Origin of the sequence: Bailinhaonella thermotolerans (genome assembly GCF_003594875.1) — a bacterium.
GTDB classification, from domain to species: Bacteria; Actinomycetota; Actinomycetes; order Streptosporangiales; family Streptosporangiaceae; genus Bailinhaonella; species Bailinhaonella thermotolerans.
In genome coordinates this window covers 1-24891 of record NZ_QZEY01000015.1, presented here as the reverse complement: position 1 = coordinate 24891, position 24891 = coordinate 1, and the positions used below count along the sequence as shown (strand labels likewise).

At 73.9% G+C, this 24891-nt stretch carries 21 protein-coding genes; 7 read left to right on the top strand and 14 right to left on the bottom strand.

Annotation, left to right across the window (positions count from 1 at the left end; genetic code table 11):
• Positions 1-7: 7 nt before the first annotated feature.
• From D5H75_RS44320 to D5H75_RS29230, 10 genes are all read right to left on the bottom strand, one after another.
• Positions 8-1762, bottom strand: coding sequence for a thiamine pyrophosphate-binding protein (locus D5H75_RS44320; protein WP_119929801.1), 1755 nt, complete (start codon positions 1760-1762; stop codon positions 8-10).
• Positions 1755-2534 (bottom strand): SDR family oxidoreductase, encoded by a 780-nt coding sequence (locus D5H75_RS29270; protein WP_119929800.1) that lies wholly within the window; start codon positions 2532-2534, stop codon positions 1755-1757. Before D5H75_RS29270 ends, D5H75_RS44320 begins: the two co-directional genes overlap by 8 nt.
• Before the next feature lie 112 nt (positions 2535-2646).
• A complete protein-coding gene (locus tag D5H75_RS29265; protein WP_119929799.1) occupies positions 2647-2997 on the bottom strand; it encodes a BP74-related protein in 351 nt (116 codons plus the stop codon).
• A gap of 199 nt (positions 2998-3196) precedes the next feature.
• The gene (locus tag D5H75_RS29260; protein WP_242454595.1) at positions 3197-4024 is read right to left on the bottom strand and encodes an SDR family oxidoreductase; all 828 of its coding nucleotides are present in this window, start codon (positions 4022-4024) and stop codon (positions 3197-3199) included.
• Entirely contained in the window at positions 4021-4797 is a 777-nt protein-coding gene (locus D5H75_RS29255) for an alpha/beta fold hydrolase (protein WP_119929798.1), read from the bottom strand. The genes D5H75_RS29260 and D5H75_RS29255 overlap by 4 nt, the downstream gene beginning before the upstream one ends.
• Before the next feature lie 126 nt (positions 4798-4923).
• The gene (locus tag D5H75_RS29250) at positions 4924-5841 is read right to left on the bottom strand and encodes a VOC family protein (RefSeq protein ID WP_119929797.1); all 918 of its coding nucleotides are present in this window, start codon (positions 5839-5841) and stop codon (positions 4924-4926) included.
• On the bottom strand, positions 5838-6881 hold the full coding sequence (locus D5H75_RS29245) for an aromatic ring-hydroxylating oxygenase subunit alpha (RefSeq protein WP_119929796.1): 1044 nt from the start codon (positions 6879-6881) through the stop codon (positions 5838-5840). The genes D5H75_RS29250 and D5H75_RS29245 overlap by 4 nt, the downstream gene beginning before the upstream one ends.
• Positions 6878-7099 (bottom strand): recombinase-like helix-turn-helix domain-containing protein, encoded by a 222-nt coding sequence (locus tag D5H75_RS29240; protein ID WP_119929795.1) that lies wholly within the window; start codon positions 7097-7099, stop codon positions 6878-6880. The genes D5H75_RS29245 and D5H75_RS29240 overlap by 4 nt, the downstream gene beginning before the upstream one ends.
• Before the next feature lie 30 nt (positions 7100-7129).
• Positions 7130-8119: a PDR/VanB family oxidoreductase gene (locus D5H75_RS29235; RefSeq protein WP_202638614.1), complete on the bottom strand. Its 990-nt coding sequence runs from the start codon at positions 8117-8119 to the stop codon at positions 7130-7132.
• 3 nt (positions 8120-8122) lie between these two features.
• The gene (locus D5H75_RS29230; protein ID WP_119929794.1) at positions 8123-8620 is read right to left on the bottom strand and encodes a cupin domain-containing protein; all 498 of its coding nucleotides are present in this window, start codon (positions 8618-8620) and stop codon (positions 8123-8125) included.
• 125 nt (positions 8621-8745) lie between these two features.
• Here D5H75_RS29230 and D5H75_RS29225 point away from each other — a divergent pair, with 125 nt between their 5' ends.
• The 3 genes from D5H75_RS29225 (at position 8746) to D5H75_RS29215 (ending at position 11650) form a co-directional block, all read left to right on the top strand.
• Positions 8746-9267: a MarR family winged helix-turn-helix transcriptional regulator gene (locus D5H75_RS29225; RefSeq protein WP_119929793.1), complete on the top strand. Its 522-nt coding sequence runs from the start codon at positions 8746-8748 to the stop codon at positions 9265-9267.
• Between the two features lie 58 nt (positions 9268-9325).
• A complete protein-coding gene (locus tag D5H75_RS29220) occupies positions 9326-10831 on the top strand; it encodes an aldehyde dehydrogenase (protein ID WP_242454594.1) in 1506 nt (501 codons plus the stop codon).
• A gap of 93 nt (positions 10832-10924) precedes the next feature.
• On the top strand, positions 10925-11650 hold the full coding sequence (locus D5H75_RS29215; protein WP_242454593.1) for a YqeB family protein: 726 nt from the start codon (positions 10925-10927) through the stop codon (positions 11648-11650).
• A gap of 121 nt (positions 11651-11771) precedes the next feature.
• On the opposite strand, the gene D5H75_RS29210 is transcribed toward D5H75_RS29215, so the two are convergent.
• The 4 genes from D5H75_RS29210 to D5H75_RS29190 form a co-directional block, all read right to left on the bottom strand.
• On the bottom strand, positions 11772-12944 hold the full coding sequence (locus D5H75_RS29210) for a WD40/YVTN/BNR-like repeat-containing protein (RefSeq protein ID WP_119929792.1): 1173 nt from the start codon (positions 12942-12944) through the stop codon (positions 11772-11774).
• A 93-nt stretch (positions 12945-13037) separates the two neighbouring features.
• Positions 13038-13853, bottom strand: a complete 816-nt coding sequence (locus tag D5H75_RS29205; RefSeq protein ID WP_242454592.1) for a carbohydrate ABC transporter permease — start codon at positions 13851-13853, stop codon at positions 13038-13040.
• A complete protein-coding gene (locus tag D5H75_RS29200; RefSeq protein WP_119929791.1) occupies positions 13850-14671 on the bottom strand; it encodes a carbohydrate ABC transporter permease in 822 nt (273 codons plus the stop codon). The genes D5H75_RS29205 and D5H75_RS29200 overlap by 4 nt, the downstream gene beginning before the upstream one ends.
• 218 nt (positions 14672-14889) lie before the next feature.
• The gene (locus tag D5H75_RS29190; protein WP_202638613.1) at positions 14890-16047 is read right to left on the bottom strand and encodes an extracellular solute-binding protein; all 1158 of its coding nucleotides are present in this window, start codon (positions 16045-16047) and stop codon (positions 14890-14892) included.
• Positions 16048-16410: 363 nt separating this feature from the next.
• Between D5H75_RS29190 and D5H75_RS29185 the strand changes: the two genes are divergently transcribed.
• The 4 genes from D5H75_RS29185 to atpE all read left to right on the top strand — a co-directional run bounded on the left by D5H75_RS29185 (position 16411) and on the right by atpE (position 24734).
• Positions 16411-17031 (top strand): OB-fold-containig protein, encoded by a 621-nt coding sequence (locus tag D5H75_RS29185; RefSeq protein WP_119929788.1) that lies wholly within the window; start codon positions 16411-16413, stop codon positions 17029-17031.
• 28 nt (positions 17032-17059) lie between these two features.
• On the top strand, positions 17060-19126 hold the full coding sequence (locus D5H75_RS29180; RefSeq protein WP_119929787.1) for a flotillin family protein: 2067 nt from the start codon (positions 17060-17062) through the stop codon (positions 19124-19126).
• Positions 19127-19220: 94 nt separating this feature from the next.
• Positions 19221-24314: a DNA repair ATPase gene (locus tag D5H75_RS29175; RefSeq protein WP_119929786.1), complete on the top strand. Its 5094-nt coding sequence runs from the start codon at positions 19221-19223 to the stop codon at positions 24312-24314.
• Between the two features lie 189 nt (positions 24315-24503).
• A complete protein-coding gene (atpE, locus tag D5H75_RS29170) occupies positions 24504-24734 on the top strand; it encodes an ATP synthase F0 subunit C (RefSeq protein WP_119929785.1) in 231 nt (76 codons plus the stop codon).
• Positions 24735-24891: the final 157 nt, after the last annotated feature.

Below are 24891 nucleotides of genomic sequence, written 5' to 3'. Positions count from 1 at the left end.
GGCCTCCTCACCGAGTCCCGGGCACGGGGACCGGCGGCACGAACGGCACCGGAGGCGGCCCGAGCCGGTCCACGTCGATCTCCAGCAGGTACGGCTCGCGCGCGGCGACGGCCTTCGCCAGCGCCTCCCCGATCTCCCCGGGGCGGACCACCCGGCCGTACGGCATGGCCATCGCGGCGGCGAGCGCGGCGAGGTCCGGCGTGAACAGGTCCACCCCCGCCCGGCGTCCCCGGTAGGCGTCCTGGGTGTTGCGGAGCACGCCGTAACCCCGGTCGTTGAACACGAGCACCACCGCCCAGGGCCGTTCCTGGGCGAGCGTGGCCAGCTCGCCCAGGTGCACGGCGAGGCCGCCGTCGCCCGCCATGATCAGGGTGGGCACGCCCGGCCTGGCCAGCGCCGCCCCGAGCCCCATCGCCAGGCCCTGGCCGATGCCGCCGCCCAGCGGGAACACGTTGGTCTCCGGCTCGTAGACGGGCAGCAGCCGGTTGCCCCATTGGCTCGACGGGATGGTGACGTCCCGGACCAGCGGCGACCGCCGGTCGAAGCAGGCCCGGACGGCGTCGCAGACCTCGGCGTACACCCCGATCTCGGCGCGCAGCCGCTCCCTGGCGGCCCGCCGGGCCTCCCTCCCCCGCTCCCGCCACCCGTCCCGCCCCGCGCGCCCGCCCGGCCCTGGACCACCCGACCCCGGACCACCCGTCCCCGGCCCGTCGGTCCCCGGACCGCCTTCCGCCGGGGTCCGGCGCGGCTCGGTGATCGCCCTGGTCAGGGCGGCGAGCACGGCGGCGGCGTCGCCGAGCACCCCCGCCGTCACCGGGTAGACGCGGCCGATCGCCGCCGGGTCCACGTCGATCTGCACGTGGGCCTCCGGCACCTTCAGCGTGTAGTGCCGCGTCTCGTTCGACCGGAAACGCGTGCCCACGCTCACGAGCAGGTCGCTGCCGGCGAGCAGGCCGGCCCCCGCCGCGCCGCTCGCGAAGTTCCCCACGACCAGCTCGTGGTCCTCCGGGATCACCCCGCGCCCGGAGTTGGAGGTGAGCACCGGCGCGCCCAGCAGCTCGGCGAGCGCGCGGGCCTCCTCGCGCGCGCCCCGGCACCCTCCCCCGATCCACAGCACCGGCCGCCGTGCCCCGGCCACCAGCTCCGCCGCCCGCCCGACGGCGGCCTCGTCATACGTGCCACCCGGGGCGTCATACGTCACACGATCGCGGCCCGCGCCGGGGGGCGGGATCTCCGCGGGCGGGTGGGGTTCGTACTGGAGGTCCACGGGCCATTCCACGCTGACGGGGCCGCACGGGACGGCCAGGGCGTGCCGCACCGCGTCCAGGAGGACGCCGGCGGCGGTGGCCGGGGCGGTGACGGTGCGGGCGTGCTTGGAGATCGCGGCGAGCATGCCGGGCTGGTCCTTGGTCTCGTGGATGACGCCGCGGCCCTGGCCGAGGTAGCGGCTGTCGATCTGGCCGGTGACGTGGAGGACCCGGCTGCTCGCGGCCAGGGCCTCGACCAGGGCGCCCGCCGCGTTGGCCGCCCCCGTGCCGGTGCTGGTCAGGGCGCAGCCGAGGCCGCCCGAGACGCGGGCGTACGCGTCGGCGGCGTTGACCGCGGCGGCCTCGTGGCGCACCGGGACGAAACGCAGGTCGCGGTCCACGGCCTCGACGAGGGGCAGGTTGTGCACGCTGACCACGCCGAAGACGACGCCCACGCGGTGCGCCCGCAGGACCTGCACCAGGACGTCTCCGCCGTTTCCGTGGATGTCAGGCATATCTGGACACCCCTCCTCCGACGTCGAGCGAGGCGCCGGTGATGTACGACGCGAGCGGCGACAGCAGCATGACGATGGCGTACGCCGCCTCCTCCGCCCGCCCGAGCCGGCCCAGGGCGATCCCCCGGTCGGCGGCGAGCGCGCCGGTCCACGCCTCGTACGACGGCTCGCCCGACGCCTCGAACCGCCGCCGCCACTGCCCGGTGTCGATCAGCCCGAGGCACACCGAGTTGACGCGCACCGGCGCCAGTTCGGCGGAGAGCGTCTTGGTGAGGTTGAGCAGCGCGGCCCGCGCCGCCGAGGTGGCGGCCAGGCGTGGCTCGGGCTGGCGCGCCAGGATCGCGTTCACGTTGACGATCGCGCCCACCGGCGACCTCGTCAGGTACGGCAGCGCCGCCCGCAGCGGGTTCAGCACGCCGAAGATCTTCAGCTCGAACTCGTCGCGCCACTGCTCCGGCGTGGTCTCCCCGGCCCCCGCCATCAGCGACCGCCCCGCGTTGTTCACCAGGCCGTCGATCCCGCCCAGCTCTCCCGCCGCCGCCTCCGCGAACCGCCGTACGGCCTCGGCGTCGGTCACGTCGCAGCTCGCGTGGAACAGGCGGGCGCCATCCGCCCGGGGCAGGGGTTCCAGCGCCCGCGCCAGCCGTACGCCGTCCCTCGCGCACGCGGCCACGGACGCGCCCTCGGCCAGCGACATCGCGGCGGTCGCGAGCCCGACGCCACCGCTCGCGCCGGTCACGATCACCGTGCGCCCGCGTAAACCCAGATCCATACTCCACCGCCGCCCTCTCTCGCGCCGATCTCGCGGCTTCAAGCACACGACGTGATTGAAACCGCGAGATCGGCGCGAGAGAGGGGACCGAAGAAGGGAAGGGGGCGGGGGGCTACGAGTTGGGCTTGACCTCGCGGGTCAGGCGGGAATCCCAGGGGCACCAGTGGCACCCGGGGAGGAAGGCTCCGCAGGCTTCGTCGAGATGGTCCTCGACGTACTGCATATTGGCGTCGCAGACCTCGATGGCGACCTCGAAGAACTGGATGGTGTCCGGGTCGAGATGGTAGTCCCAGTTCGGGTTGTAGGACTCCTTCCGCTTCAGGATGCGCCCGTGGACGTGGACGCGATCCTTTTCTTGACCGCTCAGGATCCGGCGGGCGTGGGCGATCTTCTCTTCGTCGGTGAGCTTGAAGACGAATTCCTGGCCCGGGTGCTGCGTGAACGCGAAATAGGCTTCGGCCATGTTTTACCGCCCTTTCTTGACGGCTTTTCGGACACCTTGAAGTTAGCACCGGGACCACGGTCGGTCGATAGCCGATTTCGGACACCTTCGTTTCACGTCTCCATTCGCCGGTCGTCGCGTTCATCGCATTCCTTAATGCTTCATCTCGAAACTCGGCACACTTCGCGCTTTTTAGTCGATTTGGAAATGTCTGGATAAATCAATGGAAGACGAAGCCGCCGTCCACGACGAGGGTCTGGCCGGTGATGTACTCGGCGGCGTCCGACAGCAGGAAGACGACCGCGCCGGTCAGGTCGCCCGGCCGCTGCGGGCGGGTCAGGGCCCGGTTGCGGCGGTACAGCTCGTGGCGTTCCGCCGGGATCCGCTCCGCCGCCTCCCCTTCGGTCAGGCCCGGCGCGACCGCGTTCACCGTGATCCCGTACGGCCCGGCGTCGCGCGCCATCGCCCGGGTCAGCGCGATCACCGCGCCCTTGGACGCCACGTAGTGGGCCAGCCGGGGCGAGCCGTGGAAGGCCGCGTCGGAGGCCACGTTGAGGATCCGTCCCGGCCGCGCCATCAGCGGGAACAGCGCGCGGCTCACCAGCCAGGGCCCTCGCGCGTTCACCGCCATCAGCCGGTCCCACTCGGCCACCCCGATCTCGTGGAACGGCTTGCCGCCCACCCCGTCCGCCAGCGCCGCGTTGTTGACCAGCGCGTACACCGGCCCGAGCGGCTCCACGGCGGCCGCGAGCGCCGCGCACGACCCGGCCGAGGCCACGTCCGTGTCCGCCCGGCGCACGTCCACCCCCTCCCCGGCCAGCTCCGCGACCGCCCGGCCCGCCCGGTCCGGGTCCACCTCGGCCACGACCACCCGCGCCCCGGCCCTCCCCACGGCCCGCGCGATCTCCAGCCCCAGCCCCCGCCCCGCCCCCGTCACCACGACGAGCCGCCCCTCCAGCGCCCTCCCGTCCGCCGCCTCCCGGCCCGCGGCCGTACGGCTCGCGCCCGCCTCGTGAGCCGTACCGGATCGGGGGATGGGGGCGGTCATGGGAGGAACTCCTTCAGGAGGCTGTTGAACGGGCCGGGGCGTTCCTGGTTGACGGCGTGGCCGGCGGCGGGGACCAGCGCGAGGCGGGCGCCGGGGATGGCGGACGCGATCGCCTCGCTCTCCTCCGGGCCGGTGACCTCGTCCTCGGTCCCGGCGATGACGAGCGCGGGCGCCGCCACCCGGCCGAGCACGGGGGTGAGGTCGGCCTCGGCCATGGAGGCGGCGGCGTGGGCGTAGCCGGGGAGGCGGATCGCGGCGGCCATCACCGTCCGCACGCGTTCGACCAGCTCCGCGGGCGCCTTCGGGGAGACCAGGCGGGGCGCCCTGCGGGCCGCGAACGCAGCGGGGCCCAGGCGCGCCAGCTCCTCCGCCCGGCTCCGCATGGCCGCCGCGCGCCCGGGGTCGCGGCCCGAGCCCCGGGAGGAGGAGGCGAGGACCAGCGACCGGACCAGGCCGGGGTGGTCGGCGGCGAGGCGGGCGGCGATCACCCCGCCCCAGGAGACGCCGACGACGTGCGCGGGCGCCGCGCCGCGTCCGCGCAGCACGCGGGCCGCGATCTCGGCGTACCCCTCGATCCCGGGCGGGCCCGCGAGGTCGGCCGACCGGCCGTACCCCGGCGCGTCCCACGCCAGCACCCGGTACCGCCCGGCCAGCGCCGGGATCTGCGCGGCGAACGACTCCGCGCTCCCCCCGATCCCGTGCAGCAGCAGCACGGGGTCCCCGCCCGCCCCGGCCTCGGCGACGTGGACCCCGCCGTCCGGCGATTCCGTCATCACACCCGCTCCGTCGTCACATCCGCCCAGCCATCACACCCGGCCACCCATCACGCCCGGCCGGCCATCACGCCCACCGGGCCATCCCATCCGCTCCCTCTCCATCCCGCCCGTGGCCGCCGCGCGTCAGCACTCCCACCAGCGGCCGGGGTCGGGGACGCCCGCCATGTGGGCGCGCACGTCCTTGGACGGGGGCCCGGCCGTGCCCCAGAGGTCGGACAGCTCGGGGACCCGGCGCCAGACCCGGCAGAGCCAGGCGTCCTCCTCGACCTGCTGGACCTCGGAGGTGTACTCGCAGACGAGCCCCGCGGGGTCGGCGAAGTAGGAGAACGTGTTGTTGCCGGGGCCGTGCCGCCCCGGGCCCCACAGCGGCGTGAGGCCGTGGTGCCGCAGCCGGCCGATGCCGCGCATGAAGTGGTCGATCGACGGCATCTCGTAGGCCATGTGGTTCACCGAGGTCCACGCGGCGCTGTTGAACGCGATCACGTGGTGGTCCCGGTTGCAGCGCAGGAAGACCATCTGGTGCTCGGACCAGTCCGACACGCGCATGCCCAGCACGCCGGTGTAGAACTCGGCCGCGGCGTCGATGTCCACGGTGTTCAGGACGACGTGGGCGAGCTTGCGGGGTACGGCGGGCAGCCCGCCGGGGTCCTGCGGCGTCACGGCCTCGACGTCGCAGGAGATCTCGATCAGCCGCCCCTCGGGGTCGGCGAAGCGCAGGCCGTACCCGTGCCCGGCCTGGTCGAGGCGGCCCGGCTCGGCGACCAGCGGGATCCCGCGCCCGGCCAGGCGCTTGGCGGCCTCGTCCACCTCACGGGGCGAGCCGACCGAGAAGGCGATCTTGCCCAGGGCGTTCTGGGCGGCCTGCCGGACCTCCAGGATGTGGTGCTCCTCGCCGGTGCCGCGCAGCCAGGACACGCCCGTGTCGCTCTCGACCTCGGTCAGGCCCCAGACCTCGCGGTAGAACTCCGCCGCGTCCCCCGCGCGGGGCGTGCGCACGGCGACGCTGCGCAGCGTGCGCAGACGCGCGATCGGCTCGTTCACGCCCTCACCTCCCGCAGCGGCCGGGCGCGCTCCGCCCTGGCCGCGAGCTGCCGTCCCGCCTCGTTGCGGATCATGCGGCGGAGCCGTACCACCGCCAGGTCGTGCTGGTAGAGGTTCTCCCGGTCCCAGGCGTCCCGCGGCATGGCCTCCAGCATCGCCCGGTCCTGCTCCAGCACCGCCCAGTGGCGCTCCTCCAGCCGCGCCTTGTAGAGGAACCGCCAGGTGTCGCGCTCCCACCCGCTCACCTTCCGGCAGCGCCAGAAGAACGCCGCGTGCCGGTCCGCGTCGATGGGCGTGGCCGTGCCGATGATCGTGAAGGGGCCGCCCGGCCCGGCCGTGGGCGGGTACGGGATCTCCAGGCGCACCCACTGCGCGCCCGTGTCGATCCACTCCGACCAGTCGAAGTTCACGCCGCGCTGGTCGGTCTTCTCGAACACGAACCCGGTGTCGGTGTCGCGGATCTGGAAGACCGCCTCGCGCTTGCCCGCGAACATCGTGTGCGTCTGCCGGTGCAGGAACGCGCCGTGCATCGGGTCCATGAGGTTGTCCAGGGAGTACGTCCAGGGGGCGGCCCATTCGGCGTACGCCAGGAAGTGGGCCCAGGCGTCGTCGGCGAGCTGCGCGGGCAGCCCCAGCGGGGCGGGCTCGGCGTCCTCCGGGTCGCCGAACCAGGCGAACACCGCCCCGGCGTGCTCGGCCGCGGGGAACGTGCGCAGCGCCCGCCTGCCCTCCAGCCGGCATCCGGGGCTGCCGGGCACCGAGACCACCACGCCCTCGCCGTCCACCTGGACCCCGTGGTAGTCGCAGGCGATCCGGTCCCCCATGTGCACCCCGCGCGAGAGCCGCGCGCCCCGGTGCGGGCAGCGGTCCTCCTGCACCCGGATCCGGCCCGCGGCGTCGCGCCACAGCAGCAGTTCCTCCCCCGCCCGGTCCAGCCGCACGAGTTCGCCCCGCCGTACCCGGTCGGATCGGCACAGGGCGTACCAGCGGTTGCGCAGGCCCAGCTCGATCAGGGCCTCGACGGTCCGCGGGGCGCTCATTCGAGGGCTCCCAGCCGCGCCATCTCGGCGGTGAACGACGCCTCGGTCCAGTCGGCGCCGTCCGGGGGCCGCACCCCGGTCTCGTTGAGGCGGGCGACCACGCCGGGCAGGTCGTGCGCCCCGCTCCGGAACACGTTCTCCAGCTCGTCGGCGAGCACGTGCTCGTAGCTGGTCAGCGGGCGGGACCGGGACTGCACGGGGTCGAGTCGCAGTTCCATCGGGTACTCCTGGGAGTGCGCGCGGGGGTTCTACAGGTCGAGGACGAGTTCGGGGTCGCGGGAGCGGGAGCAGCAGATCATCATGACCTCGCCGGCCGCCCGCTCCTCGTCGGTGAGGAGGAAGTCGCGGTGCTCGGGCGTGCCCTCGATCACGCGGGTCTCGCAGGTGCCGCAGACGCCCTCCTCGCAGGACGACAGCGCCGGCACCCCGGCCTCCCGCACGATCTCCAGGATCGTCCGCCCCGGCGGCACGCTCACCCGCACCCCCGAGGTGGCGCACACCACGTCGAACGCCTCCCCGCCGGCCGCGGGCCCGGCGCTCTCCGGCGCCCGGAACCGCTCCACCCGCAGCCGTGACACGTCCGCCAGGCTCGCCGTCACCGCCTGGATCAGCGGCTCGGGCCCGCAGCAGTACACCAGCGGCTCCCCGCCCGCCCCGCCGTACGGCGGCCCGCCCGGTGCGGCGGGCGGTGCGGGGGCGAGCGCGGGGAGGAGGGCGGCGATGTCCGGGGGCCCGCCGCGCTCGTCGTCGGCGTGGACCGTGACGTGGGCGGGGCCGAAGGCTTCGAGGACGTCGAGGAACGCCATGGACGCGCGGGACCTGCCGCAGTACAGCAGGTGCCAGGGGGCGGCGCGGCGGTGCAGTTCCTCGGCCATGGCCTTGATCGGGGTGACGCCGATCCCCCCGGCGACCAGGACGTACGCGCCCGCGGGTTCGAGCGGGAAGTCGTTGTCGGGGCCGTCCACCTTGATGATCTCGCCGACGCGGAGGCGGTCGTGGACGTACGCGCTGCCGCCCCGGGAGGCCCGGTCGCGCTGGACGGCCACCGACAGGAGGCGGCGGTCGGCGGGGTCGCCGCACAAGGAGTAGTCGCGGCTCATGCCGTTCGGCAGGTGCAGGGTGAGATGCGCTCCGGGCGCCCACTCGGGGAGCTCCGCGCCCGCCGGGTCGGCGAAGCCGAGCTGGACGACGTCCTCGGCCAGCCAGGTCGAGCGCACCAGGCGCAGCTCACGGGGCAACGGTCAGCCTCTGGTGACGCCGTGCATCGGCGAGGTGGGCGGGTAGGTGGGGAGCTGCGGCTTGCGCGCCCCGATGATGACGCAGAAGAGGGCGTCGCCCTCGCCCACGTTGCGCAGGCTGCGCGGGACCCCGGCCGGGACGCGGATCAGGTCGCGGTAGCCCAGCACGCGGCTGGCGGTCTTCGTGCCGTCCTCCACGTCGTGCACGGTGACCTCCAGCTCGCCCTCCAGCACGAAGAAGACCTCCTCCGCGTCGTGGTGGGTGTGCTCGGGGCCGACGGCGCCGCTGGGCAGGCGCATGTTGGAGAAGGTGAAGTGCTCGGACGGCAGGATGCGGTGGTCCGTCTCGTGGTCGCCGGTCGCGCCCGAGCCGATGTAGCGGATCTGCGCCCGCGCGAACGCGTCGCCGCCCGCCTTGGCCTGGAACGACAGGGTGTCCCAGTCTTCGTACCGGCTCTCGCGGGTCGCGACGCAGGAGTCGATGAGCGCTTCCAGATCCACGTTCCACCTCTTGTGACCTGGGGGATTTAGTTGAGTGGCAAGATATATGCCTATATGGTTCCTAACACCGGCGGATTGCCCGCGCAATAGCGGGAACGGCGGTCTACCCTTCCGGAGGGGGTGGCATGGCACGCGCGGACCGGCCCGACCCGGTCGAGGCGATCCTGGCGCAGTGGCGGCGCGAGCGGCCGGACGTGGACGTCTCCCCCCTCGCGGTCTTCGGCCGCCTGCACCGCTCCTTCCTGCGCTACCAGGACCGGATCTCGGAGGTCTTCGACCGCTACGGCATCACGATGGCGGCGTTCGACGTGCTGGCCGCGCTGCGCCGCAGCGGCCCGCCGTACCGCCGGACGGCCGGGGAGCTCGCCGAGATCACGCTCGTCACCTCGGGCGGCCTCACCCTCCGCATCGACCGCCTGGAGGCCGCGGGCCTGGTCGTCCGCGAACGCGATCCCGCCGACCGCCGCGTCGTCCACGCCCGCCTCACGAAGGAGGGCCTGGCCCTGGTCGACGAGGTGGTGGAGGCGCACTTCGCCAACGAGCGCGAGATGCTCGCCGGGCTGACCGAGCCGGAGCGCCGCCGCCTGTCCGCTCTCCTGGCGAAACTGGAACGCTCCCTCGACCAGGCCGCCAGGGCCGTCCCCTAGAACCACGCGGAAGCCGGGTTACCGTGGCGGAGAGGACGCTCCCTGGGAGGTGGCCGCGATGGTGGGCATGGGACCGGTGGACGGCTTCCCGGCGGACCCGGTCCGCCCGGTGCCTCCCGACGAGATCCTGGTCGGCGGGCGCTGGCGGCGCGGAGGCGGGGATCCCCTGGTCACGCGCGACCCGGCCGACGGGCGGGTGCTCGCGGAGATCCACGCGACCGGCGCCGGGGACGTGGACGAGGCCGTGTGCCGGGGCCATGAGGCCGTACGGCTGACGCGGGACGCGCTGCCGCACGAGCGGGCGCGGTGGCTCACGGCGATCGCGGCCCTGATCGAGCGGGACGCCGAAGGGCTGGCGCGGCTGCAGACGGCGGACACCGGCAAGTCCATCGGCGAGACGCGGGCGCTGGTGGCGAGCGCGGCGGGGACGTTCCGGTACTTCGCGGGCGTGGCGGAGACGCTGGAGGGCGCGCTGACGCCGCCGCGCGGGCCGTACCTGACGATGAGCACGCACGAGCCGATCGGGGTGGTCGGGGCGATCACGCCGTGGAACTCGCCGATCGCCAGCGACGCGCAGAAGATCGCGCCCGCGCTCGCCGCGGGGAACGCCGTCCTGCTCAAGCCCGCCGAGTGGACGCCGCTGGTGGCGCTCGCGCTCGGGCGGCTGGTGTGCGAGGCGGGGCTGCCCGAGGGGCTGCTGTCGGTCCTGCCGGGGCCGGGCCCGGTGACCGGGGACGCGATCGTGCGGCATCCGGGCGTGGGGAAGGTGTCGTTCACCGGGGGCACGGCCACCGGCCGCGCCATCGGGGCGATCGCCGCGCGGAAGATCATGCCGGTCTCCCTGGAGCTGGGCGGGAAGTCGCCGACGATCGTGCTGCCGGACGCCGACCTGGACCTGGCGGTGGCGGGCATCCTGTTCGGGATCTTCTCCTCCTCCGGGCAGAGCTGCGTCGCGGGCTCCCGGGTGCTCCTGCCGAGCGCGATGTACGACGAGGTCCTGGGGCGGCTGGTCGCGGGGGCGGAGAAGCTGCGGGTCGGCCCGGGGGACGACCCGTCCACCCAGGTCGCGCCGCTGGTCACCGCCGAGCACCGGGACCGGGTGGCGGCGATGGTGGACCGCGCGCGGGCCGACGGCGCGCGCGTCCGCTGCGGCGGCGCCCCGCTCCCCGGCCCCGGCAACTTCTACCCACCCACGATCCTCGACGGCCTGCCCGCCGATTCGGCCGCGTGCCAGGAGGAGATCTTCGGCCCGGTGCTCGTGGCCCTGCCGTACACCGGCGAGGAGGAGCTGGTGACCCTCGCCAACGCCACCGTCTACGGCCTGGCCTGCGGGATCTGGACCCGCGACTACCGGGCGGCGGTACGGCTGGCGCGCCGGGTCGAGGCGGGGACAGTGTGGATCAACACCTACAAGCAGTTCAGCGTCTCCACGCCCTTCGGCGGCGAGAAGGAGAGCGGCCTCGGGCGGGAGAAGGGCCGGGAGGGCGTCCTCGCCTACACCCGGCAGAAGAGCCTGTACTGGGGGCTCGACGAACGGCCGAACCCCTGGGCCGGGCCGGTCTGATCCGGCCGCCGGGGCGGCGGCGAGGCCTTCCCCGGTACCCTCTCCTCGGCCGCCTGGCACGTGGGCGGCGGGATCGTTAGTCTCGGGGGTTCGGTGATCGTGGGACAGCGGGGGGTCGTCGTGAACGCGCGTGAGGCGAGGATCACGGAGCCGGGGTGGCTGTTCGCCCTGTACTTCGTGCTCTTCCCGGTGATCGGCGCGGCCGCGCTCTGGGTCGTGAAGCTGATCGTGGACTGGGGGGCGGCGACGCTCTCGTGGCTGCCGTTCGAGGACATCGTCAAGTTCCTGGCCTCGATCCCGGACCCGCAGGCCACGCTCGGCGCCCTCGCGCTGGGAGCCGCCGGCGGGCTGTTCGTGGCGTTCATGGCCAAGTACGAGAGCCTGGAGGTGCTGGTCTCCCCCGAGGGGATCACGCTGACCCGCAAGGGAGAATCCCGCACCATCCCCGCCGACCGGGTGAACGGCGCGTTCTGGGACGGGAAGGCGCTGGTGCTGCTGGGCCGGGACGGTGGCGAGCTGGCCCGCGAGACCTCCGACCTCAAGGAGGGGCCGGTGCACGAGACGCTCACCGCGCACGGCTACACCTGGCTGGACGGCGACCCGTACCGCGAGGAGTTCCGCCGCTGGGTCGAGGGCGTCCCCGGCCTCCCGCCCGGCGCGGACGCCCTCCTCAAGGCCCGCGCGAAGGCGCTGGAGAAGGACGACGCGCACGACATCGCCGAGCTGCGCGACGAGCTGGCCCGGCTCGGCGTGGTCGTCCGCGACCACAAGAAGCGGCAGCACTACCGGCTCGTCGAGCGCTCGCCCGGCGACGAGTGACTGATACCGCGACGGGCCACGGCCCCGGCGCCCGCCCCCGGGATGGCCTCAGGCGCGGCCCCCGGCGCCCGTCCCCGGGATGGCCTCAGGCGCGGCCGTGGCATCCGTCGCCGCGGTGGTCTCAGGCGATGTCGCGCCAGGTGAGCCCGTCCGCCGACAGCCGCAGCCGGTCGCCGTCCTGGTTCAGGTAACCCGCCCGGGTCCAGCTCACCCAGCCCGCCACGTCCGCCGGGCCGGAGGCCGTGAACGAGCGCCCGCCGTCCCGGCTGGTGTGCACGCGCCGGTCCTCCCCCGCGATCATCAGCCGCCCGTCCGCGGCGGCGATCCCGGCGCCCAGCGACGAGAGCGGCGCGACCCCGGGCCGGTGCCGCCACGTCCGCTCCCAGGTCCGCCCGCCGTCCGCGCTCCGGTAGATCGCCAGGAGCCCGTTCTTCACCTGCTCCCCCGGCAGCTCGCCGCGCACCACGGCGTACGTCGCGGACGGCCCGGCCGACACGGACACGCCGAAGACGTTGCCGGTCAGGCCGGGGAGGGGCCGCACCGACCAGGTCCGGCCCGAGTCGCGTGACCCGGCCAGCGACCATTCCCGCGACCCCGGCCGCCGGCCCGCCGCCCACCACGTCCCGTCCGCCGCCGGCACGCCCTGGGAGACGCGCCAGTCGGTGAGCGCGGGCAGGGAGGCCAGCGGCGCGCGGGCCCCCGACTCCGGGAGCAGCACGAGCGGGCGCCCGCACCCCTGGTCCCCGCACACCGCCGTCAGCACCCCGCCCCCGGGGACGGCGTCCACCGGCCGCGCCCCGGGCCGGTCGGCGTCCTTCCAGCGGCGCGCGCCGTCCGCGCTGAACCAGCGGCGGCCGCGGTCCTCCACGACCACCCGGTCCCGCCCCAGCACGTGCAGCCCCGCCGACAGCCCGTCCGGGGCCCGCACCTCACCCACCGGCGAGGCCCGGCGCGCCCACGTCCGTCCCCCGTCCTCGGTCGCGATCACGTCGGTGTCGCACCGGTACCGCTCGCCGCCCGTGCAGGAGGACCGGAGCGCGTAGCCGTGCCGGGCGTCCGCGAAGTCGATCGCGTACACCGCCCGCTCCCGCCCCGCCCCGTCCGCCGCCGGGGACGCCCCCGCGCCCGCCGGGGCGGACGTCCCGGGCGTGCCGGGCGCGTGAGCCGTACCGGACGCGATCGCCGTGCCCGCGGAGACGGGTGCGGACGCCGGCCCGCCCGCCGGCGCGCATCCGGCCCCGCACGCCACGGCGACCACGCCCGCCGCCGCCAGGACCGCCGCCCTCATCCGCATCGGAACCCCTCTCGCCGCAAGATCCACGCCCCTCATACCGGGGCTCGCCGCGAAAGGTTCCGGGGGCCGCGCCCCGGCCGCCCGTCCCCCGGCTCAGCCCTTGACCGCGCCGGCGGTCAGGCCGCGGGCGAGGTGGCGCTGCACGAGCGCGAAGAACACGGCCACCGGGGTGGCGATCAGGGTCGCGCCCGCCATGAGCGGGCCGTACTCGGTGCCCTCCGTGGTGATGAAGTGGGTCAGCCACAGCGGCAGCGTGTAGTGCTCGGGGCTGCTGATCAGGAAGTACGTCAGGAGGTATTCGTTCCAGGCCAGGATCAGCGTGTAGATCGAGGTGGCGACGAGCCCGGGGAAGATCAGCGGCAGCACGACCCGGCGGAACGCGCCCATGCGGGTGCACCCGTCCACCATCGCGGCCTCCTCCAGGTCGCGCGGGACCCCGGCGACGAAGCCGCGCAGGGTCCAGATCGCGAACGGCAGCGCGAACGCCAGGTAGGAGATCACGAGGCCGGGCAGGGCGTCGGTCAGCCGCAGCGGCCCGAGGGTCAGGAAGATCGGGATGACCAGCGCCACGTGCGGAACCATCTGGACGACGATCAGGGCGACCAGCAGCGCCCGCCGCCCCCGGAACGCGAAGCGGGCCAGCGCCAGGGAGGCCAGGAACGCGAACGCCATCGCGGCCAGGACCGTGCAGGCGGCGACGATCAGGCTGTTCTGGGCGCTGCGCCAGAACTCGCCGTCGGACAGGACGTGACCGAAGTTGGCCAGGGTCGGGTTCGCGGGCAGCAGCCGCGGGGGCACGGCGAACATCTCCCGCCCCGGCTTGAACGCCGTCACCGCCATCCAGTACACCGGGAACGCCCAGATCACGAGGACCGCGATCCCGAGCGCGCCGAAGACCCATCGCCTCACGAGCCCTCCCCCGCCCGGACAATGCGCCGCAGGTAGAACACCATGACGACCAGCAGGAGCAGGACGGTGACCACGGCGACGGCGGACGCGTAGCCGTACTCGTGCCCCTGGTACGCCTTGACGTAGGAGTAGATCGACAGGGTCTGGTAGCCGGGCGCCGGGGCGGCGTTGCGCAGGATCCAGATCTGGTTGAACACCTGGAAGTCCCAGATCACCGACAGCGCCGTGAGGATCACCAGGACCGGCCGGATCACCGGGAGCGTGATGCGGCGCAGCACCTGCCACCCGGTCGCGCCGTCCACCCGCGCCGCCTCGACGATCTCGGCGGGGACCTGGGTCAGCGCGGCGTACGTCGTGATCGCGATGAACGGCACCGCGCCCCACACCACGATCGCGGTCGTGACCGACAGGCCCTGCGCGCTGTCGATGTACCAGTTGTGCCGGCCCAGCCCGAGCAGCGAGTTCAGCACCCCGGCGTTCTGGTCGGTCATCCACGCGAACACCTGCGTGGACACGAAGCTCGGCACGGCCCACGCGAGCACCAGCACGAACGTCACGGCCCGCCGTATCCACGCGGGCACGCGCTCCATCAGCAGCGCGATCGAGACCCCGGCCGCCATGGACAGCGCGACCATCGCCACCGTGAGCACCACCGTGCGCCGCAGCGCGCTCCAGAACGCCCGGTCCGTCACGATCCGCCGGTAGTTACGGCCGGCCGCGAACTCCGGCGCGCGGTCGGTGAAGATCTGCGCCAGCCCCCAGTCCTGGAACGACAGCACCACGACCCGGACCAGCGGGAACCCCAGCACCGCCGCCATCACGACCAGCGCCGGCCCGATGAGCAGGTACGGCAGGCCGCGCGGCCCCCGCCGCGAACCGGACCCCGAACCGGAACGCGAACCGTGCCGAGGACCGGAACGCGAACCGGAACCAGGCCCGGCACCCGATCCGGATCCCGAACCGGATCCCGAACCGGCGCGCGGGGCGTCGCGGCGCGCGGCCGTGCGGCCTGGGTCGGCGGTCTCGCGCTCGGACATCACGAGCCGTTCAGGATCTCTTCGATGGCGCCGTCGGCGGCGCGGGTCGCGGCGGCGACGCTCACCTGCCCGGTGGCGATGTCCACCAGCATGTTCGGGATGATCTTGGTCTTCTCCACCTGCGCCCAGTGCTCCGCGGACGGCACGCTCCACGTCCCGGTCAGCGACTCGACGTAGCCCTTCATGCGCGGGTCGCGGGCCGTCACCGCCGTCGAGCTCGCCAGTCCCCCGCCCGCGACGAACCGCCGCTGGTTCGCCGTCGCGGTGTAGGCCCGGATCCAGTCCAACGCCCACCGCCGGTGCCGGCTCTTCACCGGCACGGCCAGCACCGACCCGCCCATGAACGACGGGACGTACGCGCCCTTCCGCGCCGGGCTCGGCAGCCGGAACGAGCCCACCAGGTCCGCGAGCGCCGGATCGCCCTGCGGGCCGTACACCCGGCGCAGGTGCCCGCCCGCGTCGTAGAACATCGCCGTCTTGCCCGCGACCATCGTGCTGAACGCGGTCAGGTCGTTGATCGTGCGGTCGCCCCGGTAGCCCGCGTCCATCAGCGCCTTCCAGTTCGCCAGCCCGCGCCGCCCCTCCGGCGAGGAGAACCGCGCGTCCCACGAGCCGTCGGCCCGCCGTACGGCGACCGCGCCGCCCGCGTCGTAGACGAACGGCATCGCGGCGTACTGGTGCTGGCCCGGGAAGAAGAACGGCGAGAACGCCGGGTCGGCCCGGTGCCGCGCGGACAGCCGGCCGATCAGCGCCATCAGCTCCCGCCAGGTGCGGGGCGGCTCGGTCGCGCCGGCCTCCGCGAGCAGGTCGCGGCGGTAGACGACGGCGCGGTTGGAGCCGTAGTACGGCACGCAGCGCAGGCGCCCGGCGTGCGTGCACGCGGTGGTCAGCGCGGGCAGCCAGGCGGCGGAGTGCTCGAAGGTCGCCTTCTCGGCCGTCAGGTCGGCGAAGGCACCCGCGGCTATGTACTGCGGCGTCTCGGTGGTGCCCATCTCGATCACGTCGGGGGTCCGGCCGCCCTGCGCGGAGGCGTCGAACTTGGCGGTGTGGTCCGACCAGGACTGGTAGGCCACCTTCACCCGCACCCCGGGATGCCGCCGGGAGAAGTCCGCGGTGGCGGCGGCGACCGCCTCGGGCCACTGGAGCCGCGCGTCCACCTGGAGCCAGACGGTCAGCTCCCGCGCGTCCCGCTCACCGGAATCCCCGCACGCGGCGGCCGCGGCGAGCAGGCAGCCCGCCGCGAGGCCGCGGGAGAAGGCGGGGGCGCGGCGAGGCGCGCGCGGCCTCCTCCGGCGGTGAGCGCGGTCACGGAATCCGATGGAGTCGATGACAGAAAGTTACCCCGATTTCCGCAAAAGACGATCGCCGCGAGGGAACTCCGCGGCGCTCTCCGCACGTTTCCCACACAATTAATCGGTCGAAAGCATTGCAACCCCGGAAATATGAGGATATGTTCCGGGGTCAGCCATCCAGGATCGGGGGATCGTTGGGGCCGATGGCCGGGGAGGATCGTCGCCGACATGGGCGAATTCATGGGGGTCGCACTTGCTTTTCCCACCGTGTTGTTCAGCTTCGCCCTGGTGATCGTCGTCATCTACTGGCTCCTGGCCCTGCTCATCGGGCTCGATCTCGACATTCTGGACGGGGATGACGTCGGCGCAGAAAACGCCTCCTCGGGTTTTCTCCCGGCGCTCGGCCTCGGCGGCGTTCCGGTCACCGTCGTGCTCTCGCTGCTCGTCGTGCTGGCCTGGTTCGTCAGCCTGGCCGGAAGCGCCCTGGTCTCCGGTACGGCGATGCGCGTGCTCGTGCTCGCCGTCGCCCTCGGGGCCGCCTGGCTCGGGACCCGGTCGCTGGTGACGCCGCTGCGGCGGGTCTTCGCGAGCGAGCGGGCGCCCTCACGGAACGACTTCGTGGGGCGGATGTGCGTGATCCGCACCGGACGCGTGACCGGGGACTTCGGGCAGGCCGAGGTGCGCGCCGCGGACGGCTCCACCGCGATCGTCCAGGTCCGGGGGATCGACGGGGACGCGCCGCTGCGCGCCGGCGACCGCGCGCTGATCTTCGACTACGACACGGCGGGCGAGTTCTTCCGCGTCATGCCGTACGACGCCGGGCTCGACCCGGAACGACCTCTCACCTGACGTACGTCTCCTCACCTCAAGGGACCACATGGACGTCATCTCCACCGGTTTCGGCGTGCTCCTGGCCGTCGTCCTGCTGCTCGCGCTCGTCCTGCTGCTCGTCGTCGGCCGCCTGTTCCGCAAGGTCGAGCAGGGCAAGGCGCTGATCATCTCCAAGGTCCGGAACGTGGACGTGACGTTCACCGGGGCCGTGGTGCTGCCCGTGCTCCACAAGGCCGAGATCATGGACATCTCGGTGAAGACCATCGAGATCGAGCGCAGCGGCCAGGAGGGCCTGATCTGCCAGGACAACATCCGGGCGGACATCCGCATCTCGTTCTTCGTGCGGGTCAACAAGACCGCCGAGGACGTGATCAAGGTGGCGCAGGCCATCGGCACCGAGCGCGCGAGCGACGAGGGCACGCTCCAGACGCTGTTCAACGCCAAGTTCTCCGAGGCGCTCAAGACCGTCGGCAAGCAGCTCGACTTCGTGGACCTCTACACCAAGCGCGAGGAGTTCCGCGACCAGATCATCCAGGTCATCGGCACCGACCTCAACGGGTACAGCCTGGAGGACGCGGCGATCGACTACCTGGAGCAGACGCCGCTCGACCAGCTCAACGCCGACAACATCCTCGACGCCCAGGGCATCCGCAAGATCACCGAGCTGACGGCGATCGAGCACGTGCGCACCAACGAGTTCCGCCGCCACGAGGAGAAGGAGATCACCCGGCAGAACGTGGACGCCCGGGAGGCCATCCTCGAACTCGAACGCCGCCAGGCCGACGCGGAGATCAAGCAGAAGCGCGAGGTCGAGACCATGCGCGCCCGCGAGGAGGCCGAGATCGCCAAGGTCCAGGCCGAGGAGCGGCTGAAGGCCCAGACCGCGGGCATCCGCACCGACGAGCAGCTCGGCATCCAGCGCGAGAACCGCGACCGCGAGATCGCCGTCGCCCAGAAGAACCGCGAGCGCGTGATCGCGATCGAGAGCGAGCGGATCGAGAAGGACCGCCTGCTGGAGGTCATCGCCCGCGACCGGGAGACCGAGCTGTCCAAGATCGCCAAGGACAAGGAGGTCGAGACCGAACGGCGGGGCGTGGCCGAGGTGGTCCGCGAGCGGATCGCGGTCGAGAAGACCGTCGCCGAGCAGGAGGAGAACATCAAGCGGCTGCGCGTGGTCGAGGAGGCCGAGCGCACCCGCCAGGCGGTGGTGATCCAGGCCGAGGCCGAGGCGCAGGAGAACCTGGTCAAGGGCATCAAGGCCGCCGAGGCCGCCGAGCAGGCCGCCAAGTTCCGGGCCCGCGAGGAGCTGGTGCTCGCCGAGGCGCGGCAGCAGGCCGCCGACCTGGACGCGCGCGCCAAGATCCGGCTGGCCGAGGGTGTCCAGGCCGAGGCCGCGGCGGCGGGGCTGGCCCAGGTGCAGGTGCGTGAGCGCGACGCCGAGGCCATCGAGAAGGTGGGCCGCGCCGAGGCGGTCGTCGAGCGCGAGAAGGCACTGGCCGAGGCCGCCGGGATCGGCGAGCGGCTGAAGGCCGAGGCGGAGGGCGAGCAGGCCAAGGCGCTCGCGGCCGCGGCGGCGGTGGGCGAGCGGCTGAAGGCCGAGGCCGAGGGCCTGACCGAGAAGGCCGCCGCGATGGCCGCGCTGGACGAGGCCAGCCGGGCGCACGAGGAGTACCGCCTGCGCCTGGAGGCCGACAAGGAGGTCCGGCTGGCCGGCATCGAGGTCCAGCGCCGGGTGGCCGAGGCCCAGGCCGAGGTGCTCGCCGCGGGCCTGGCCAAGGCCGACATCGACATCGTCGGCGGCGACGGGGCCTTCTTCGACCGCGTCACCTCGGCGGTCGGCATGGGCAAGAGCGTGGACGGCTTCGTGGAGCACTCCCAGGTCGCCCAGCGGCTCGGCGCCCCCTGGCTGGACGGCGAGTCCAGCCTCCCGGAGGACCTGGCCAAGCTGCTCGGCTCGCTCAACCCGGCCGGAGTGCGCGACCTGACCCTCTCCGCGGCCCTCGCCAAGTTCCTCCAGTCCGGCGGCGGCGACCCCGGCAGGCTCCAGGAACTCCTCGCCTCCGCCGCGGCCCCCCAGCGCGCCCCGGCAGTGACCGCGACCAGCGCCGACTGACGCCCCCGGAACCCCGCCCGGGCCACGCGGGGGCGCGGGCCCGACCGACGACCACCAGGCTAGGAACGCGGAGCCGTACGTGACGCAGGAGACAGTGCCGCAGGAGTCAGGGCGGCGGGAGCCGGCCCGGCGGGGAACCGCCGGGCCGGGGCCGGCGGAGGGCCCGGCCCTCGGGACCGGGACCTACGAGGTGCTGCGCGCGCGGCTGGCCGAGCAGGCCGGGGAGCTGGCGCGCCGGGCCGAGGGGCTGAACTCGCGGCGGGTGGAGGTGTTCGGCGGGGCGGAGCTGCGGGTCGTCGGGACCGAGCGGCTGCGGACCGAGAACAACTGCGTGCCCCGCGACATCGTGTCCGTCGGCGGCGTGATGGTGTTCGGGTACAACGTGTTCATCGGGCTCAAGCCCGAGACGACCGTGGCGGACGTGTTCTCGCTGCACACCTTCACGCGGGAGGGGGACGCCTTCCGGTTCGACCGGGCGTCCTCCGCGCTGTTCGCCGACCCGGCGTTCGAGCGGGACTTCGCCGAGCTGTACCGCTACTACCGGGAGACCCGGCTGCTCCAGCTCCGGCGGGTCGAGGGCAAGCTGCTGGCGGTGTTCCAGACGGGGCCGCGCACCGAGGACATCCGGGTGCTGCGCTGGCGGGTGGCCCCGGACGGGACCGCCGAGTACATCGACAACCGGGGCGAGCGTGACCACGTGTTCCCGCCCGCGCACGACTTCGAGTGGGTCGAGACGACCCGCGAGGACCACGTGCTCGGGCGGCACCCGCACATCTCGATCGGGGGCGAGCTGTTCGTCGAGACGATCGGCGGCGACCTGACGATCAAGGTGGAGAACAACACCGAGACCGGGGAGGGCGTCTACAGCGAGCCGGTCGCCGAGAGGCTGCAGAGCCTGGCGGACGCCGACGTGCACCACGCCCGGGTGGGGCCGCTGATCCTGCTGCGCGTCCGGCCGTACAACGAGACGGCCTGGCGGCACCTGGTCTTCAACACGCGCACGCGGACCGTGGCGCGGCTGGACGGGATCGGGCAGGCGTGCCAGCGGCTCCCCGAGGACCAGGGGATCATCTTCCCCGGCGGGTACTACCTGGTCACCGGGGTCGTGAAGACGTTCGACACCGACGTGGAGAGCCTGGAGTTCGAGCGGGTGATCCGCTCCCCCAACGGCGAGGACGCGCTGTACGTGTTCCACGCGCGGGCCGAGGGGCGGACGCTGCTCCTGCCGTACAACATGATCCGCAAGGAGGTGGCGACGCCGATCCCGTGCCACGGGTACTCCCTGTTCGAGGACGGCACGATGGTGATCTTCCGGGCGGACTCCGACGAGCCGACCCGGGTGCACCCGATGCAGGTGTGGCAGACGCCGTACGTCTCGGACACGTACGCCGCGCGGCAGCCGGTGGGGACCGGCCCGCTGGAGCGCATCGGGAACGCCGAGCTGGTGCGCGGCATCTCCGACTGCGTGTCGGCGGCCCGGATGGCGCGCGAGATGAACCCGTCGGCGGCGGTGTTCGAGGCGCTGGTGGGGACGTGCACGCGGCTGTTCGACCAGTACCACTGGCTGGGCGACCCCGAGCTGGGCGACCTGCGCACGCCGCTGGCGGAGCTGCGGGCGACGGCCGAGCGCGCGCTGGAGGAGTACGAGCAGGTCCAGCGGCTCACGGAGCAGGCCGCGGCCGCGGTCGGCGAGGCGGAGGCGTCGGTCGAGGCGCTGGCGCGGCGGGCGCGCGGCGAGACCCCGCTCAGCGCGCGGGCGTGGGTGACCCGGCTCGCGGACCTGCGGCGGGCCCAGGGCCACCTGGCGACGCTGCGCGAGCTGCGGTACGCCGACCTGGAGCGGATCGACGTGCTCGCGGCGCGGCTGGAGGAGGAGGTCACGGCGGCGGCCCGGCGGGCGGTCGAGTTCCTGCGCGGGCGGGACGCGTTCGCCGACTACCAGGCGCAGGTGTCGGAGCTGGTCGGGCAGGCCGCCGGGATCGGGACGGTGGCGGAGGCCGGGCCGATCGGGGAGCGCCTGGGCGAGCAGTCGGCGGGGCTGGAGATCGTCGTCGAGGTCGTCGGGACGCTGGACATCGCCGACGCCACCGTGCGCACGGCGATCCTGGAACGCGTCGGGGAGGTGCTGGCCGGGGTCAACCGCGCTCGGGCCACCCTGGACGCGCGCCGCCGGGAGCTGCGGTCGGCCGAGGGGCGGGCGGAGTTCGCGGCCGAGTTCGCGCTGCTCGGGCAGGCGATCACGGGCGCGCTGGCGATGGCGGACACCCCGGAGCGGTGCGAGGAACAGCTCGGGCGGCTGCTGCTCCAGGTGGAGAACCTGGAGACGCGGTTCGCCGACTTCGACGACTTCCTGGCCGAGCTGGCGACCAAGCGGGAGGACGTCTACGAGGCGTTCTCCTCGCGGCGGCAGGCGCTCCTGGACGAGCGCGCGCGGCGCGCGGACCGGCTGATGGAGTCGGCCGAGCGCGTCCTGTCCGGGGTACGGCGGCGCCTGGCCGCCCTGGGCTCGCAGGACGAGGTGAACACCTACTTCGCGGCGGACCCGATGGTGGCGCGGGTCCGCGCGGTGGCCGAGGAGCTCCGCGCCCTCGGCGACCAGGTCCGCGCCGAGGAACTGGCCGGGCGGCTCAAGGCCGCGCGCCAGGAGGCCGGGCGGGGGCTGCGCGACCGGGCCGACCTCTACGACGCCGGCGGCGCGGCGATCCGGCTGGGCCGGCACCGGTTCGCGGTCAACACCCAGCCGCTCGACCTGACGCTCGTGCCGCACGAGGGCGGCATGGCGTACGCCATCACCGGCACCGACTACCGGCAGCCCGTCCGCGACGCCGCGTTCGAGGCCACCCGGCCGTACTGGGACCAGCTCCTGGTCTCCGAGACGCCCGAGGTGTACCGCGCCGAGCACCTGGCCGCGGCCGTCCTCGCCGAGGCGTCGGGCGCCGCGCCGTACGGCCTGAGCCACGCGACCGGCGCGAACGGGGCGGGGGGTCCCGGGCCGCGGGCCGGCGGCGAGCGGGGGCTGACGCTGGAGGCGCTGCACGAGGCCGCGGTGGCCGAGGGCGGGCTGCTCGACGTCGTACGGCGGGCCGCCGCGTCCCGGTACGACGAGGGGTACGAGCGCGGCGTGCACGACCACGACGCGGCGGCGATCCTCGACGCGCTGCTGCGGCTGCACGCCGGGGCGGGCACGCTGCGGTATCCCCCGGCGGCGCGGGCGGCGGCGCAGCTCTTCTGGGCCTTCGGCGCGGACGAGCGGGCGCGGGGGACGTGGACGACCCGGGCGCGGTCGCTCGGTCGGGCCCGGGAGGCGTTCGGGCTCGGCGGGGACGCGATCGCCGCCCTGTGCGCGGAGCTGGACGCGGCGATCACCGCCTTCACCGGGCACCCCGGGGACGGGCACTCCGGCGGGACGGGCGCGGCTGGTGGAGTCAGCGCGGCGGGCGGCGCGGGCCTGGCCGGGGAGTACCTCTTCGAGGAGCTGGCGACCGCGCCGTTCGGGTTCGTGACCGGCGCCGGGGCCCGCCGCCTGGTGGAGCGGTTCCGCCGGGCGCTGGGCGGGCCGCGCGCCAAGGAGTTCGACGACGACCTGCGCGCGCTGGGCGACGACCTGGCGGCCCGGCGGCAGCTCGCGGAGGCGTGGTTCCGGGCCTACCTCGCGGCGGAGCGGGCGTCGGGCGCCGTGGAGGAGGCCGCGGGCGCCGAGCACGACCTGCCCGAGGCGATCGCGATCGAGCTCTGCGGGGGCGCCCTGCCCCGGCACGAGTCCGCGGCGACGCTCACCGCGACCGTGGACGGCCTCCTCGGCGCCCACCCCCGGATCGCCGGCCGCCGTCTCGGCCTGCGCCTGGACGAGACCCTCGCCCGCACCCGCGCCTTCCGCGCCGAACGCGTCCCGGCGTACCGCGCCTACCAGCGGCTCCGCAACGACCTGGTGGCCCGGGAGCGCGCGCGGCTGCGCCTGGAGGAGTACCGGCCGCGGGTGATGAGCGCGTTCGTCCGCAACCGCCTGCTCGACGAGGTCTACCTGCCGCTCATCGGCGACAACCTGGCCAAGCAGCTCGGCGCGGCCGGGGACGCCAAGCGCACGGACCAGATGGGGCTGCTCCTGCTGATCTCCCCGCCGGGATACGGCAAGACCACCCTGATGGAGTACGTCGCCGACCGCCTCGGCCTGACGTTCGTCAAGGTCAACGGGCCCGCGCTGGGCCACGCAGTGACGAGCCTGGACCCCGCCGAGGCCCCCGACGCCACCGCCAGGCAGGAGGTGGACAAGATCAACTTCGCCCTGGAGATGGGCGGCAACGTCCTGCTCTACCTCGACGACATCCAGCACACCAGCCCCGAGCTGCTGCAGCGGTTCATCTCCCTGTGCGACGCCCAGCGGCGCATGGAGGGCGTCTGGAACGGCGTCACCCGCACCTACGACCTGCGCGGGAAGCGCTTCGCCGTCTGCATGGCCGGCAACCCGTACACCGAGTCCGGCCGCCGGTTCCGCGTCCCCGACATGCTCGCGAACCGGGCCGACGTGTGGAACCTGGGCGACGTCCTCTCCGGCCGCGACGAGGTCTTCGCCCTCAGCTACCTGGAGAACGCCCTGACGTCCAACCCGGTCCTGGCCCCGCTGGCCGCCGCCGGGCGCTCCGACCTGGACCTCCTCGTACGGCTGGCGCAGGGCGACCCCACCGCCCACCCCGACGGGCTGGCCCGGCCGTACTCCGCGGCCGAGCTCGACCAGATCCTCGCCGTGCTGCGCCACCTCGTGCGGGTCCAGGAGGTCGTCATGGCGGTGAACCGCGCCTACATCGACTCCGCCGCGCGGTCCGACGCCTCCCGCACCGAGCCCCCGTTCCAGCTCCAGGGCTCCTACCGGAACATGAACAAGCTGGCCGAGCGGGTCGTCCCGGCCATGAACCGGGATGAGCTGGAGGCCCTGATCGACGACCACTACCAGGCTGAGGCCCAGATGCTGGCGAGCGGCGCGGAGGCCAACCTCCTCAAGCTCGCCGAGCTGCGCGGCACGCTGACCCCCGAGCGGGCCCGCCGCTGGACCGAGATCAAGGCGGCGTACGTCCGCGACCAGGCCCTCGGCGGCGCGGGCGACGAGCCCGCGACGCGAGCCGTCGCCGCCCTGGGCCTCGTGGCCGACCGCCTGGCCGCCGTGGAGTCCGCGATCACCCGGCTGACCCTCTGATCACCCCCGGCGACCCGGGTTTCGCCGTCCGCGATCACGCCTTGTCCGGGGCTGGAGGGATGCGCAAGGGTGGAGGCGAGGAGGTCGAATGGGTGCAGCGATCCCCCGTCACTCGGAACCCCGCCCGTTCTCCAGGAACCCCGTCCTCGTCCTGTTCGGTCTAGTCCACCGATCAGGAAGGGGAAGGACATGTCCCTCGCCGCCCAGCTCACCGGAGACGTGACCGCGATCGGCTACGGCCTCGCGGCCATCGGCCCGGGCATCGGCATCGGCCTCGTCTTCGGGCACGGCGTCCAGGCGATCGCCCGCCAGCCGGAGATGTTCCAGCTCCTGCGGCAGCAGATCATCCTCGGTCTGGTGTTCGCCGAGGCCCTGGCCATCATCGGCCTGGTGATGCCCATCGTCTACAAGAAGATGTAGACGGCACGCCACGAGGGGAAACGACACCCCCACGAGAGGGAACGGCGCGGCCGCGCGAGAGAGCGGCGCGGCCGCGCGGGGAATCGGCGCGGCTCCCGCCGGCTAGGGCGTGTTTTGTGGATCGGTGGATGTGGATCTGGTGGTCGGGTTGTGATGG